Annotated in this window: 13 protein-coding genes; 6 read left to right on the top strand and 7 right to left on the bottom strand. The window is 68.0% G+C overall.

Annotated elements, in window-relative coordinates; genetic code table 11:
• Positions 1 to 95 precede the first annotated feature (95 nt).
• On the top strand, positions 96 to 3,098 hold the full coding sequence (locus tag C662_RS06050) for an HD domain-containing phosphohydrolase (protein WP_002926150.1): 3,003 nt from the start codon (positions 96 to 98) through the stop codon (positions 3,096 to 3,098).
• A gap of 18 nt (positions 3,099 to 3,116) precedes the next feature.
• Here the strand turns inward: C662_RS06050 and C662_RS06045 are convergent, their stop codons facing one another.
• Complete coding sequence (locus C662_RS06045) at positions 3,117 to 4,028, bottom strand: ROK family protein (RefSeq protein ID WP_002926148.1); 912 nt, start codon at positions 4,026 to 4,028, stop codon at positions 3,117 to 3,119.
• A 219-nt stretch (positions 4,029 to 4,247) separates the two neighbouring features.
• Between C662_RS06045 and C662_RS06040 the strand changes: the two genes are divergently transcribed.
• Genes C662_RS06040 through C662_RS06025 form a run of 4 tightly spaced genes read left to right on the top strand, consistent with a single transcriptional unit; the run spans position 4,248 to position 7,632 of the window.
• Entirely contained in the window at positions 4,248 to 5,210 is a 963-nt protein-coding gene (locus C662_RS06040; protein WP_002926146.1) for a YcjF family protein, read from the top strand.
• A 15-nt stretch (positions 5,211 to 5,225) separates the two neighbouring features.
• A complete protein-coding gene (locus C662_RS06035; protein WP_002926144.1) occupies positions 5,226 to 5,600 on the top strand; it encodes a PepSY domain-containing protein in 375 nt (124 codons plus the stop codon).
• Positions 5,600 to 6,262, top strand: a complete 663-nt coding sequence (locus tag C662_RS06030; RefSeq protein ID WP_002926143.1) for a response regulator transcription factor — start codon at positions 5,600 to 5,602, stop codon at positions 6,260 to 6,262. Before C662_RS06035 ends, C662_RS06030 begins: the two co-directional genes overlap by 1 nt.
• Positions 6,259 to 7,632: an ATP-binding protein gene (locus C662_RS06025; protein WP_002926141.1), complete on the top strand. Its 1,374-nt coding sequence runs from the start codon at positions 6,259 to 6,261 to the stop codon at positions 7,630 to 7,632. Before C662_RS06030 ends, C662_RS06025 begins: the two co-directional genes overlap by 4 nt.
• A gap of 50 nt (positions 7,633 to 7,682) precedes the next feature.
• Here C662_RS06025 and C662_RS06020 read toward each other — a convergent pair whose 3' ends face one another.
• From C662_RS06020 to C662_RS06000, 5 genes are read right to left on the bottom strand one after another with little or no spacing between them, the layout of a single operon-like run.
• The gene (locus C662_RS06020) at positions 7,683 to 8,405 is read right to left on the bottom strand and encodes a uracil-DNA glycosylase family protein (RefSeq protein WP_002926134.1); all 723 of its coding nucleotides are present in this window, start codon (positions 8,403 to 8,405) and stop codon (positions 7,683 to 7,685) included.
• A gap of 25 nt (positions 8,406 to 8,430) precedes the next feature.
• Positions 8,431 to 8,772, bottom strand: a complete 342-nt coding sequence (locus tag C662_RS06015) for an AzlD domain-containing protein (protein WP_002926132.1) — start codon at positions 8,770 to 8,772, stop codon at positions 8,431 to 8,433.
• The gene (locus tag C662_RS06010) at positions 8,769 to 9,485 is read right to left on the bottom strand and encodes an AzlC family ABC transporter permease (RefSeq protein WP_002926130.1); all 717 of its coding nucleotides are present in this window, start codon (positions 9,483 to 9,485) and stop codon (positions 8,769 to 8,771) included. Before C662_RS06010 ends, C662_RS06015 begins: the two co-directional genes overlap by 4 nt.
• Before the next feature lie 16 nt (positions 9,486 to 9,501).
• A complete protein-coding gene (locus tag C662_RS06005; protein WP_002926128.1) occupies positions 9,502 to 10,791 on the bottom strand; it encodes an AmpG family muropeptide MFS transporter in 1,290 nt (429 codons plus the stop codon).
• Complete coding sequence (locus tag C662_RS06000; RefSeq protein WP_002926126.1) at positions 10,782 to 12,941, bottom strand: putative bifunctional diguanylate cyclase/phosphodiesterase; 2,160 nt, start codon at positions 12,939 to 12,941, stop codon at positions 10,782 to 10,784. Before C662_RS06000 ends, C662_RS06005 begins: the two co-directional genes overlap by 10 nt.
• A gap of 201 nt (positions 12,942 to 13,142) precedes the next feature.
• Here C662_RS06000 and C662_RS05995 point away from each other — a divergent pair, with 201 nt between their 5' ends.
• Positions 13,143 to 13,460 carry a hypothetical protein gene (locus tag C662_RS05995; RefSeq protein ID WP_002926124.1) on the top strand — a complete coding sequence of 106 codons (318 nt, stop codon included), beginning with the start codon at positions 13,143 to 13,145 and terminating at the stop codon, positions 13,458 to 13,460.
• Between the two features lie 63 nt (positions 13,461 to 13,523).
• Here the strand turns inward: C662_RS05995 and metW are convergent, their stop codons facing one another.
• On the bottom strand, positions 13,524 to 14,114 hold the full coding sequence (gene metW, locus C662_RS05990) for a methionine biosynthesis protein MetW (protein ID WP_002926122.1): 591 nt from the start codon (positions 14,112 to 14,114) through the stop codon (positions 13,524 to 13,526).
• Position 14,115: the final 1 nt, after the last annotated feature.

The raw sequence follows: 14,115 nt of genomic DNA, 5'->3' as shown, positions 1-14,115 counted from the left end.
CTTCATCATGAGCGGCGATGTCTACTGCGCCTCGGTGCGCCCAAGCTGCCCCGTGGGTCGCAGTGGGGCGACGATGCCTGCAAAAGGAGCGGTTCATGCACATGGGACGAACTTTTCCGCTGCACACTCATGTCCTTGCCCTTGCGCTCGGACTCGTCCTGCTGGTGGGGGGGCTGTTGGCCGTGATCGGCCAGCATCTGGCGCGCGACATGATGGCATCCGTCGCGCAGGACCTTTCGCTACGCATCAACCGTGAGGTTCGTGGCAATCTGCATCTGCTGCTGCGGCCCGCGGACATGGCGCTGCGTCTGCTGCAGGAGGATGAGCTTGCCGAGGCCGGGACGCTGGACGAGCGCCTGCGTCGCTTGCCGGCGATGCGTGCGGTGCTGACGGGCTCGACGGCGCTGTCTTCGGTGTATGTCGGCTACGGTGATGGGCAGTTCTTCTTTGTTCGCCGCCTGGCGAGCGATGCCGAGCGCGCGCGTTTCGCTGCGCCAGCCGATGCGGCCTTCCTGGTGCAGAGCATTGACCGCGACGGCGGCGTCATGCGCGGGCGTTACCTCTACTTTGACAAGGGGCTCGCATTGCTTGCCGAATCGGAGCGGCCCACGTACCCGCGCGACTTCGATCCTCGCTACCGCGACTGGTTCAGGCATGCGCCGCAGGCCGGCCAGTTGTCGGTCACGCCGCCCTATCTGTTCTTCTCGGATCGTGAGGTGGGTGTAACACTTGCCCGCAGGGTGGTGGGCCAGGACGTGGTGGTTGGCGCCGACATCCGGCTGCACACCCTGGGTGAGGACCTGATGCGGCAGCGGGTCACGCCCGGCACGCGTCTGGCGCTGGTCGATGAGCACGGGCGTGTCATGGCTCAGGACGATACCAGCCTCATGGTCACACGGCCGGGCCCGGACGATGCGCCCGGCCTGCCCACTCTTGGAGACCTCGCGCACCCGGCTTTCGCGGGCCAGGACAAGCTCGTTGCTGCCGCCCTGGCCGCACCCGAAGGGCATCTGGTGCGCAGCTTTGCCGCGGACGGCGAGAACTGGCTGCTCAGTGCAGCCGTGCTGCAGCTGGATGAGAGCGCCGCGCAGCTTATCGTCACCGCCATTCCCGAGCGCGAGCTGATGGCGCTCGCGCATCGGCAACGCGACGCCGCGCTGATGGTGACTGCGCTCGTGCTGTTGATTGCGGTACCGCTGACCTGGGCCCTGGCACGGCAGATAGCCCGTCCGCTGCGTGTCCTGGCAACCGAGGCCGAAGCCATCCGCCGCTTCAACTTCGGCCAGGTCGGGGTGCCGCGGTCGCGTATCCGCGAGGTGGCGGTACTGGGCGACACCATGGACGGGATGCGGCTCACCATTCGTCGCTTCCTGGAACTGAACACGGTGGTGGCGGGCGAGCCCGATTTCGACAGCTTGCTGCCACGCCTGCTCGGTGAGACCTTGTCGGCAACGCGCGCGCAGGGCGGCGTACTCTATCTCGCTGCGGACGGGCACCTCGCGCCGGCCGTGACCCTCGATGGCGAAGGCCGCCCCCTGCCGGAGACCGCGCCGTGGGCGGCGACGGACGCCGAGGCCGGGCAGCCTGGGCAGGCACGTGCGCAAGGGCGGTCGATGGTTGCGGCACGTGCGCTCGGCAGCGTCGGCCCGTTGATGACGGCGGCGCTCGCTGCCAGCGCGCCGCGCGCTGCCGCACTCACCACGCACGACCTGGAGGCGCTCGGCCTGCAGGCGCAGGCCACGGCGCTCGGGGTATCGCACGCAATAGCGGTGCCCTTGCTCAACCGCCAGGATGAACTGGTGGGGGCGATGCTGCTGCTGCTCGATGCACCCGCCGACGATGACCGACTCGCCTTCATCGGTGCGCTGTCTGGGCTGGCTGCAGTGACGCTGGAGGCGAGGGCGCTGATCGCCGCCCAGAAGGCGCTGTTCGAGGCGCTGGTGCGGATGGTCGCGGGAGCCATTGACGCCAAGAGCCAGCACACGGGCGGCCACTGTGCGCGGGTGCCCGAGCTGGCGCGTCTCCTTGCCCAGGCCGCCTGCGATGCGCGCAGCGGCCCCTACGCTGGTTTCAGCCTCGATGAAGGTGGCTGGGAAACCTTGCGTATCGCCGCCTGGCTGCACGATTGCGGCAAGATCACCACGCCCGAGTATGTGGTCGAGAAGGCGACCAAGCTGCACGCACTCTATGACCGCATCCACGAGGTGCGCATGCGCTTCGAGGTGCTCAAGCGCGAGGCGGAGCTGCGCTGCCTGCAGGACATTCTTGCCGGCGCCGAGGCCGCCGAGCGGCGACGCCGTTGCGATGCGGAACTCGCCGTGCTCGACGAGGAGTTTGCCTTCGTCGCGCGCTGCAACCAGGGTGTCGAGGCGATGGCCGAGGCCGACGTCGCGCGCCTGCATCGCATCGCCGGGCGCACCTGGACGAGAACGCTCGATGACCGTCTTGGCGTGTCGGGCGAAGAGCTGGCGCGCAAGCTTGCCGAGGGCGAGGTCGCCTTGCCATGCGCCGAACCGGTGCTCGCCGATCGCGCTGAGCACCGCGTCCCGCGTCGCCCCGAGGATCGCTTCGAGGAAGGCAACCCCTGGGGGTTCCGCATGCAAGCGCCGCACTGGCAGCTCGACCTCGGTGAGCTGCACAACCTCGGCGTGTGCTACGGCACGCTCACCGACGAGGAGCGCTACCTGATCAACGCCCACATCATCCGTACCGAGATCATGCTGCGCCAGCTACCCTGGCCGCGGCATCTGGTAGAGGTGCCCGAAGTGGCGGCCTCGCACCACGAGAAGATGGACGGGAGCGGTTACCCCAAGGGCCTGGATGGTACGCAGATGAGCCTGCCGGCGCGCATGATCGCGGTCGCCGACATCTTCGAGGCTCTGACCGCGCGTGACCGGCCCTACAAGGCGGGCAAGACCCTGTCCGAAGCGCTTGCCATCATGGCGCGCATGGCGCGGGAGGGCCATGTCGATCCTGGCCTGTTCGCGCTCTTCCTGCGCTCCGGAAGCCATCTTGTTTATGCACGCCGCTTCATGACCGAGGCGCAGATCGATGCCGTCGATATCGATGCGCTGCTTGCCGGCTTCCCTGCCACATGAGTTGCAGGCGCAGCCCGATCAGACCCGACGCGCGGCCGGCCATAACCAGGCTGCGCCGCGCACGCCGGAGGCATCGCCGTGGCGGGCCGGCAGCAGGCGGGTGGCAATGTGGTCCGAGAACACGTGCGGTATCCATAGCCGCGGGACGTTGTCGTACAGGCGTGCGATGCCGGACAGGCCGCCGCCGAGCACGATCACGTCCGGGTCGAGCAGGTTGATCACCCCGGCCAGCGCGCGCGCCAGGCGCGCCTCGAAGCGCGCCAGCGTCGCCGTGCAGGCCTCGTCTCCCGCCTGGGCGTTGCGGGCGATGGCGGCCGCTTCCAATGTCTGGCCGTGGTGGCGCAGGTGGTCCGCCGCCATGCCGGGGCCCGACAGGTAGGCTTCGATGCAGCCGTGGCGACCGCAGTAACAGTCTGGCAGGGGCAGGTCGGTGGCCGTGGGCAGCGGCAGCGGGTTATGCCCCCACTCACCCGCGACGGCGTTGGCGCCGACGAGCAGGCGACCATCGACCACGATGCCGCCCCCTACGCCGGTGCCCAGGATGGCGGCGAACACCGTACCGGCGCCGGCCCCCGCACCGTCGGTCGCTTCCGACATCGCCAGGCAGTTGGCGTCGTTGGCGAGGCGGATCTCGCGCCCGAGCAGGGCCTGCAGGTCGTCCTGCAGCGGGCGGCCATTGAGGCAGGTCGAGTTGGCGTTGCGGATCAGGCCGCTAGGGCGCGAGGGCGAGCCGGGGGTGCCGATACCCACCGTGGCTGTGGCGCCCGTTGCGTTTTCGGCCTGGCGTACCAGGTCGGCGATGGCGTGCAGGGTCGCCGCATAGTCGCCCTGCGGGGTGGGGATGCGTTGCCGCCACAGGACCTGGCCATCGTCGGCAAGCGCGACGAGTTCGATCTTGGTGCCGCCGAGGTCTATGCCGATGCGGATCATGGCCTGCGTCTGGTTGTTCCGAGGGCAGGATTATCGCCAATTCCGCAGTCGTCAGCGGCGGCTGCGGCTTCGTGTTGCTCAGTCAGACCCGTCGCCGGCCGCCGATCCGTTGACCATTCATCCAGCGTTCAGGTGCAGGCGCATAATCTCGCTGCCTGATGATGCCGCCGTGCCCCTGCGACGGCAGTACCGACGTCCGCGATCCTTCCAGGAGCCCTCATGAATCCCGAGCAGACCCGTTCCCTCGTCGCCATCTGCCTGATGGCGGCCTTTGCAGATGGTCACCAGAGCGCCGACGAGCGCGAGCACGTGCGCAAGGTCGCCGAGTCGTTGAGCCGTGAGACACAGATCGACTTCATTGCGCTGTACCAGGACGTGCTGCTCGGGCGTGTCGTCCTGGAGGAGGCGGTTGCTGCACTCTCCGAGCCTGGCTTGCGCCAGCTTGCGTTCGAGCTCGCGCTTGGGGTGTGCGAGGCCGACGGTAGCCACGACGCGGACGAGCGCGCCTTCCTCGCGCGCCTGGCAGCGGCGCTGGGCCTGGAGGCTGCTGCTGCGCAGCAAAGTGTCGTGCAGGCGGAGGCGGTGGCCGATGCACCGCTCGAAGGTGTCCTGCCCGGCTACGATGTGGTCCCCAGCGCTACGCCAAGGGTTGCCGCGTCCGTGGTTCCGGATGCGGCCGAACTCGAGCGCATGACGCTCAACGCCGCCATCCTCAACGGCGCGCTCGAACTGCTGCCGCAGTCGATGGCCTCGATGGCGATCATCCCGTTGCAGATCCGCCTCGTGTATCGCATCGGCAAGGCGCATGGCTACGAGCTCGACCGTGGCCACATCCGCGATTTTCTCGCCACCCTCGGCGTGGGCATGACCGGGCAGTACGTCGAGCAGTTCGGCCGCAAGCTGCTCGGCGGTGTCCTTGGCAAGGTGTTTGGCGGCGCAGGCCGTGCCATCGGCAGCCAGGTCGCAGGCTCCGGCTTCTCCTTTGCCACCACCTGGGCCATTGGCAAGGTGGCGCAGCGCTATTACGGCAGCGGCCGGACCCTGGATGCGGAGATGCTCAAGCAGACCTTCGCCAGCCTCTACGACCAGGCCAGGGGGCTGCAGTCGAGTCATGCCCCTGCGATCGCCGAGCAGGCGCGCAGCATCGACCTCGGTCGCTTGATGGCCGAACTGCGTGCATAGGGGGAGGGCGGCACCATGGCAGCAGTAGACATCACCCGGCGCCAGCTTGGACATCGCCTGCTGGCGGTGGGCCTCGGCTGTGCCGCGCTTGCCGTGGCGCCCGCCGGCAGGGCCGACGGGCGTGACGACCATGAGCGCGCGCGGCGTGCCTTCGAGGCCGGCGAGGTGATGCCGCTACGCGTGTTGCTTGAGCAGGTCGAGCTCACTTATCCGGGGCAGGTGCTGGAGGTCGAGCTCGAGCGTGAGGACGGGCGCTGGGTGTATGAGCTCAAGCTGCTGCGAGGCGGTGGCGAGATGCTCGAGCTCGAACTCGACGCCCGTGACGGTACCCTGCTCAAGCTCAAGGGGCGCGATGTCAGGCCCGAGCGAGGTCACGGTGAGAGACGCTGATGCGCATCCTGGTCGTGGAAGACGAACCCCTTCTGAACGCGCAGCTGCGTGCTGCGTTGGAGGCGGCGGGGTATGTGGTAGATAGTGCGGCTGATGGCCGCGAGGCGAGCTTCATGGGGGAGGTCGAGGCCTACGATGCCGTGGTGCTCGATCTCGGCCTGCCTCAGGTCGATGGGCTGAGCGTGCTCAAGCGCTGGCGCGCGGCCAGCGTGGGCATGCCGGTGCTGATCCTGACCGCGCGTGGTGACTGGCACGAGAAGGTGGCCGGAATTGACGCCGGTGCCGACGACTACCTGACCAAGCCCTTCCATATGGAAGAGCTGCTCGCCCGCGTGCGTGCGCTCATCCGCCGTGCGGCAGGGCAGGCGAGCCCCGAGCTGCGCTGCGGTGCGGTGGTCCTCGACACCCGTGGCGGGCGGGTCACGGTGGACGGCCAGCTGCTTGGCCTCACCAGCCACGAGTTCCGCGTGCTCGCTTACCTGATGCATCACCGCGGCGAGGTGGTGTCGCGCACCGAGCTTACCGAGCATATCTACGCCCAGGACCATGATCGCGACTCGAACACCATCGAGGTCTTCGTTGCCCGCCTGCGCAAGAAGCTGCCGCCCGAGCTGATCGAGACCGTGCGTGGCCTGGGCTATCGGCTCGTGTGTCCGCCATGACGCCTGTCCGGCCCGTCTGGCGGGATTCCCTTCGTCTGCGGCTGCTGGTTGGCACCCTGGTGTGGGCGAGCGTGGCGGTGCTTGTCGCCGGCTGGGGCCTTGCACGCCTCTTCCACGAGCATGTGGAGCGGCAGTTTCACGTGGAACTGAGCGCTCATCTCGATCAACTGGCGGCCCAGCTTGAGGTGGATGCCACCGGCCGTGCCGCTCTGCGCATGGCGCTTGGCGACCCGCGCTTTGCACGGCCTTACTCGGGGCTGTACTGGCAGATCGATGATCTGACTGCGGAGGGGCGCGGCCTGCTGCGCTCGCGCTCGCTGTGGGATGTGGTGCTGTTCGTCCCCGGTGACGAGCTTGTCGATGGCGAGGTCCATGTACATCGTGTCGAGGGGCCCGACGGTGAGCCGCTACGCATGATCGAGCGTGTACTGAGGCCGGCAGCGACCCCAGATGCCCCGCTGCGCTTGATCGTCGCCGCCAACGCGGCTTTCGTCGATGCACCGGTGATGCGCTTGAACCGGCTTCTTGCCGTTGCGTTGGCCCTACTCGTCCTGGGGCTGGCGTTCGCCGTCGTTGTACAGGTCGGCCTCGGCCTACGTCCGCTGCAGCGCCTGAGGGAAGCCCTGGCGGCGGTCCGCGATGGGCGCAGCGCAGCGATCGATGGCCGCTACCCAGTCGAGATCCAACCTCTGGTCGACGAGTTCAACGCCGTGCTCGCGCGCAATGCGGAGCTCGTGTCGCGGGCGCGTACCCAAGCCGGCAACCTCGCCCACGCGGTCAAGACCCCGCTCACCGTTCTTGCGAACGCGGCCGATGCGGCCGATGGGGGGCTTGCCCGCCTCGTCCGCGAGCAGGTCGGACTTGCCCGAACCCAAGTCGATTACCACCTGGCGCGTTCGCGTGCAGCAGCAGCCGTCGGCGTTCCTGGGCTGCGCACGCCCATGCGCCCGGTACTGGAGGGGTTGCAGCGCCTGATGGCGAAGGTGTATGCCGAACGTGATCTGCGGCTGCAACTGCTGGCGTGTTCCGATTCGCTCGCCTTCCGCGGTGAGGCACAGGACCTGCAGGAGATGTTGGGCAACCTGCTCGATAACGCCTGCAAATGGGCGAAGACGCGCGTCGAGCTCAGCGCGTCCGAGTGCGGGGGGCAGTTACAGGTCTGCATCGACGACGATGGACCTGGCCTGCCGGCAGCCGTGCGCGAGGCGGTGTTCGGCCGTGGTGTGCGTCTCGACGAACAGGTTGACGGCTCGGGCCTGGGGTTGGCGATCGTGCGCGACCTCGCCCGCCTGTATGGAGGGGAGGTCGTGCTCGAGCCCTCGCCATCGGGGGGGGTGCGGGCGCTGCTGAGGTTGCCGCTGGCGCCTTGAATGACCATGCTGCGCCGGCCTTTGGCTTGCGCAGCCTTGCCGGTTCGTGATCAGTTGGCCCAGATTCCCAGTGTCTGCAGTTGCCGCGTCGCTGCCTCGGCCCAGCCGCGGTTGGCGGCGGGGCTGGCCGGGCTGGGGTGCAGGATGCGGCCGAACCTGAGCCCTGCCGTGCCGGCGAGTGCCTCGCTGGCACGCTTCTCCGCCCAGTTGCCGATGCCGATCACCCATTCGGGCTGGAGGGTGTCGACAAGGGTACGCAGATGTTCGTCGCAGGCTTGCAGCAAGGGGCGCTGTTCGGCCGCCGGCAGCTTGTCTGGGGTGAGGTTGCGACCGCCCTCGAAGAAGGCGAGCGGGCAGTAGTTGGCGACGAAGTGTTCGGCGAAGAAGGCCTCGGGGGTGCCGAAGCGGGTGCGGAACAGCCCCCACAGGCGCTGGCCGCTGACCTCCGAGCGCGCGCAGGCGAAGCCCTCGACCGGGCGCTTGGGGTTGGTCTCGCGCGGCTGGCCGACCGGGCCTTCCAGGCCGAGCCAGTCGCGCGCGCTGGCGATCTCGCCGAAGGGCACACCGATCTGGGCCATGCCGAAGGGCCCGGGGTTCATGCCGACGAAGACGACGCGCTTGCGGCCGCTGCCGAAGCGCTCGAGATAGCGCTGGTGCACCGCCCAGGCGTAGTCGAGCGGGTTGTAAACATGGCTGACGGGGGGCGCGAAGCGCATCGCATCTACCCGCGCAGAGAGGCTGCGGGCTGCGTCGATCAGGGGCTGTGCGGTCATGAGTGGCTGTTGGGTCGGGTGGGGATCAGCCGGCGAGCAGCAGGCTGGCGAGGAACTTGAAAAGGTATAGCGCGGCCATGCCGGCGGCGATGGTCGCAAGCACGTTACGGGTGCGCCAGGCCACCAGCACGGCGACCAGAGCCGCCCAAGGGCGCGGCGTGTCGAAGGCAAATGTGACTTCGCCAGCGGTGACGAAGAGTGCGCTTGCGGTCAGTGCGGCGAAGCTCGCCGGTGCGATGTGGCGGCACAGCGCATGCAGCCAGACGGGCAGGCTGCGGCTGGCAAAGAGGCCGATCATTGCGTAGCGATAGAGGTAGGTGAGCACGCCGACGACGCCGAGCAGCAGGAGCAGGCCGGTGTTGCTCATCGTGCGCGCTCCAGCCGATGCACCGTCCATGCCCCGGCCACCAGGCCGAGCAGGATCGCCGCCACCAGGCCAAGCTTGTAGGGCAGGGCGGCGAACAGCAGCGCCCCCGCACCGGCCACCACGGCGGCGGCCTGGCCGGCACGCTCGCGCAGCAGCAAGGTGAGGAGCGCGATGAAGGTGAGCGGCACGGCGAAGTCCAGCTCCCACTCGGGCGGGATGGTAGCGCCGAACACCAGGCCGACGGCGGTCGACAGCTGCCAGCCCACCCACAGCGTGAAGCCGGCGCCAAGGAAGTACCAGTGGCGGTAGTCGGGCGCGTCCGCTGGCGGCGCGTCGCGGCGCTGGTAGCGCAGCACGGCCACCGCATAGGCCTCGTCGGTAAGCACGTAGGCGAGCAACAGGCGCCAGCGCCGCGGCAGGTGGCGCACGTATTCCGCCATCGAGGCGCTATAGAGCATGTGGCGCAGGTTGAGCAGGCCGGAGGTGAGCGCGATCGGCACGAAGCCTGCGCCCGCTGCCAGCATCTGTACGATGACGAGCTGGGCGGCGCCGGCAAAGACCACCGCCGAGGCCAGCTGCGCGATCCAGGCCGGCACGCCGGCGGCGAGTGCGGCGATGCCGTAGATCATGCCGAAGGGCGCCACGCCCAGCAGCAGCGGCGATTCGTCACGACAGCCAGCGAGGAACTCGCCGAGACGGGAGGGAAGGCGCACGGATGTCACGGTGGCTTCAGGCGGTGGCGGCTTCCGTGCGCGGGGTGCGATCGCCGTGCCAGGGCGCGACCTTGAACAGCAGCAGCATGCCCGGCACCGCAAGCGCAAAGCACAGCCAGAAGAAGTTGGTCCAGCCCAGCGCTTCGACCAGCCAGCCGGCGGTGGCGTTGATGAAGGTGCGCGGCACCGCCATCAGGCTGGTGAACAGCGCCAGTTGGGTGGCCGTGTAGGCCGGATGCGTGCTGCGCGCCATGAAGGCGACGAAGGCGGTGGTACCCAGCCCGGCGCCGATCGCCTCGCCGGCGATCACCGTGGCGAGCACCACCAGCCGTGCCGGCGTGGACTCGCCCGGGCCCAGCCAGGCCATCCAGACGAAGCCGAGGATGGTGACGAACTGCACAACGCCGAAGATCCACAGCGCGCGGTTGATGCCGAGCTTGAGCATCCAGATGCCGCCGAGGATGCCGCCGATCACCATCGGCCACAGCCCGGCGTTCTTGGCGATGACGCCGATCTCGGTCTTGCTGTAGCCCATGTCGAGGTAGAAGGGCGTGGCGAGCGCGGTGCACAGCGAGTCGCCGAGCTTGTAGAAGAACAGGAAGGCGAGCACCAGCAGCGCCGATTGCACGCCGTGGCGGCCGAAGAACTCGCGGAAGGGCTCGACCACGGCGTCGCGCAGCGTGCGCGGCGTGCCGGCCGCGGCGAGCGGCTCCTTCACCAGCAGCGTCATCGCCAGGCCGGGGATCATGAACGCGGCGGTGATCACGAACACCTGGCTCCACGGCAGATGGTCGGCCAGGATCAGCGACAGCGAGCCTGGTACGAGGCCGGCGATGCGGTAGGCGTTGACGTGGATCGCGTTGCCCAGCCCCAACTCGGCATCGGGCAGGATCTCGCGGCGGAAGGCGTCGAGCGCGATGTCCTGGGTCGCCGACAGCAGCGCCAGCGCGGCCGTGAGGCCGACCACCAGCGCCAGGTGGTCGACCGGGGAGAGCTGGCCGAGCCAGGCGATGGACGCCAGCAGGCCGAGCTGGGAGACGAACATCCAGCTGCGCCGCCGCCCCAGCCAGGGCAGGATGCCGTAGCGATCGAGCAGGGGCGCCCACAGAAACTTCCAGGTGTAGGGGAACTGGATCAGTGCGAAGGCGCCGATCGCCTTCAGCGACAGGCCCTCGGTCTTGAGCCAGGCCGGCACCAGGTTGAGCAGCAGGTAGAGCGGCAGGCCCGAAGCGAAACCGGTGAAGATGCAGATCAGCATCCGCCGGTTGAGCAGGGCGGTGAGCCAGGCGGGACGGGCTAGGGGCATGCGGGATCCTGGGGGGCAGCAGGTGTCGCCCCGGCTGCAGGCAGGTTGAGCGCGGCGCGCAGCAGCGGTTCGAGCTGCTCGGCCGGCAACGGGCGCGAGAAGTGATAGCCCTGCAGCTCGTCGCAGCCAAGTGCCTTCAGCTGCGCCCACTGCACGGCGGACTCCACGCCTTCGGCGACGACCTCGAGGCCGAGCCCATGGGCGAGCGAGATGGCTGCGGAGACGATGGCTGCGTCGTTGCAATCGTGCTCGATGTCCGATACGAAGGAGCGGTCGATCTTCAGGCGGTCGAGCGGGAAGCGCTTGAGGTAGGCGAGCGAGGAATGCCCCGTGCCGAAGTCGTCGATCGCCAGGCTGACACCGAGCGCCTTGATCCGCCCGAGGATGAAAGCGGCTTCGTCGGGCCGCTCCATCACGCTGCTCTCGGTGACCTCGAACTCGAGTTCGCCCGGTCCGATGCCGTGACGCTCGATCTGCGCCCTGAGCAGATCGATGATGCGCGTGTCGCGCAGCTGGCGGGCAGAGACATTGATCGCCATGCGCAGTGGCGCAAGCCCGGCGTTGCGCCAGCTGGCGAGCTGAGCGCAGGCTTTCTCCATGACCCAGCGGCCGATGTCGAGGATCATCCCGTTGTCTTCGCAGATGGGGATGAAGCGGTCGGGTGGGATCAATCCGTCCTGAGGGTGGCGCCAGCGCAGCAAGGCCTCGACGCCGATCGCCTGGCCGTCGCACGCGCGGTACTGGGGTTGGTACCAGAGCTCGAACTCACCGCCTGCAGCGGCGTTGCGCAGTTTGCGCTCGAGATCGAGGCGTGCCATCGCCGAGCGGTTGAGCTCTTCGGAGTAGAACTGGTAGTTGGCTCTCCCCTGGGCCTTGGCGTGGTACATGGCGGTGTCGGCGTTACGCAGCAGCGAGACCGCGTCCTGTGCGTCGTCTGGGAACACGCTGATGCCGATCGAGGGTGGCGCGTGCAGCACTTCGCCATTGACGACGTAGGGCGCGGAGAGCGCGGTAAGGATCTTCGCCGCGACGTGGGCGATGCTTGCTTCCTGTTCGACCGCGCTCAGTACGACGACGAACTCGTCGCCCCCCAGGCGCGCGACGAGATCAGTCTGTCGCACCGCGGCGTGCAGGCGACGACCAACCATCACCAGCAAGGCATCGCCCATCTGGTGGCCGAGGGAGTCGTTGATGGTCTTGAAGCGGTCGAGGTCGAGGAAGAGCACGGCAAAGCGGCGCTGGTCGCGCGTGCCCTCGGCGACCCGCATGCGCATGTGTTCGTCGAGCGTGAGACGATTGGCGAGCCCGGTGAGCGGGTCGTGGTGGGCGAGATGGTTCAGGCGCTCCTCGGCCCGGCGCAGCTCGGTGATGTCCGTATAGACGGTGACGAAGCTGCCATCCTGCAGTGCCTGGCCCTGGATCAGCAGCACGGTGCCATCCGGGCGCACGCGCTCGAAGATGTGCGGAATGCGCTGGCGCGCGCGCGCCAGCAGGTCGCGTACGATGATCTCGGGGTCGCCAGGTCCGTACTCGCCGCGTTCGGCGTTGAAGCGGAACAGCGTCTCGAGCGAGGGCAGGCCATTGGCGAACAGGGCGTCTGGGAAATCGAGCAGTCGGCGCAGCATATCGTTGCACGCGAGCAGCTGCAGGTTGTCGTCGAACAGCGTGACGCCGCCGGGAATGTTGTCGATGATGCTCCTGAGGCGGGCATGGCTGATCTGCAGCGCCTCTTCCATCCGCTTGCGGTCGGTGATGTCGGTGTAGGTCGTGATGAAGCCGGCCAGCTGGCCGTCGATCAGCAGGGGTTCGCCCGAGACCAGGTGGGTACGTCCGTTGGGCCGGGTGCGCTCGAAACGATGTGCTTCGAAGCGCAGCGCCAGTGCCTTGCGCGCCCGCACATGTTCGACCGGGTCGCCGGGGCCGTACTCGCCGCGCGAAGCCGGGAACATGATCAGATCCTCGAACGGTACGCCGGCATGGACCGCGTCGGCGGGCAGGTCGAGCACCTCGAGAAAGTGGGCATTCCAGTACAGCAGCTTCAGTTCGGCGTCGAACACGCTGATGCCTTGCGGCAGGTGGTCGAGCACGCCGCCCAGGTAGGCGATCTGCAGCTCGGCGGGCAGCGAGGGGTCCGGGGTTTGATGCGGCATGGCGGCTAGAGGGCGTCTTCGGGTGGGGCGCGTATGCGCCCGCCGGCAGTTTGCCAGAGCGTGCCGATGAAGGGGTGGCTGTTACCCGCGGAGGGCGGAAGCGGACAAGGTCAACACAATTCCGTACTTTTCTTGCAATCAGGGGCGATCTGCCCCAACAATGCGCGCAGTCGAACCCAATGCTTCGAGGAGGAAGTCTGCATGTCCTATAACGTGACCGTCGTTTTCGGCGCCGAGCGTGAGTATGAGTTCTCGTTGCACGAGAGCGAGGTTGCCGCCGTGACCAAGGATCAGGCGCGTGGCTGGTTGGCCAAGGAGTTCGAGGCGCTCGAGTGTACGCCGTCGAACCCGATGGGCAAGGTGCTCGTGCTCGACATGATCCTCAACGTGGCCAAGTACGGCGGCGAGAGCCGTTTCGAGCAGGGCGCCGAGTGGGCCAAGAAGTTTGCCGTCGTCGTTGCGGCGGCGCTTGACCGTCCTGCCGTTCGTGTCGACGTCGTTTCGTTCGTGGTGGGCTGAACGACAGGTCACCCGGCTGCTGCGGGTAAGGAACTGCGGGGGCGGCTGCCCCCGCAGTTCGTTTCAGCGCTCGAGGCCGAGCCGGTAGACCGCAACACTGGCGAGGAAGTTGGGTTCCTCCAGCACCAGCTTGCCCTCGTCGAAGGCCAGCCGCTCGCGCACCGCGATGCCATTGATCTCGCACAGGGCGTCGAAGTCGGCGATGGTGAAGAAGCGCACGTTGGGCGTGTTGAACCACTGGTGCGGCAGGCTCTCCGATACCGGCATGCGGCCGTTCAGGATGCTCTGGCGGTGGCGCCAGTAGCCGAAGTTGGGAAAGCTCACCACCGCCTCGCGGCCCACGCGCAGCATTTCGCGCAGGATGCCCTGGGTGTTGTGCATGGCCTGTAGCGACAGACTCATGATGACGTGGTCGAAGAAGCCGTCTTCGAGCCCGACGAGGCCTTTTTCCAGGTCCATCTGGATCACATTCACCCCGTTCCTCACGCTGCCGAGCAGCTTGTCGGGGTCGTTCTCCACGCCATAGCCCTGGACCTGGCGGACCTCCATCAGGTGACGCAGTAGTTCGCCGTCGCCGCAGCCGAGGTCGAGCACTTTCTCGCCGGGCTCGATCCACTGGGTGATCACGTCGTAGTCGTAGCGGTACGCAGTCATC

This window comes from Thauera sp. 28, assembly GCF_000310145.2.
Lineage (GTDB): Bacteria > Pseudomonadota > Gammaproteobacteria > Burkholderiales > Rhodocyclaceae > Thauera > Thauera mechernichensis.
This window is presented reverse-complemented; position numbering and strand designations above follow the sequence as displayed.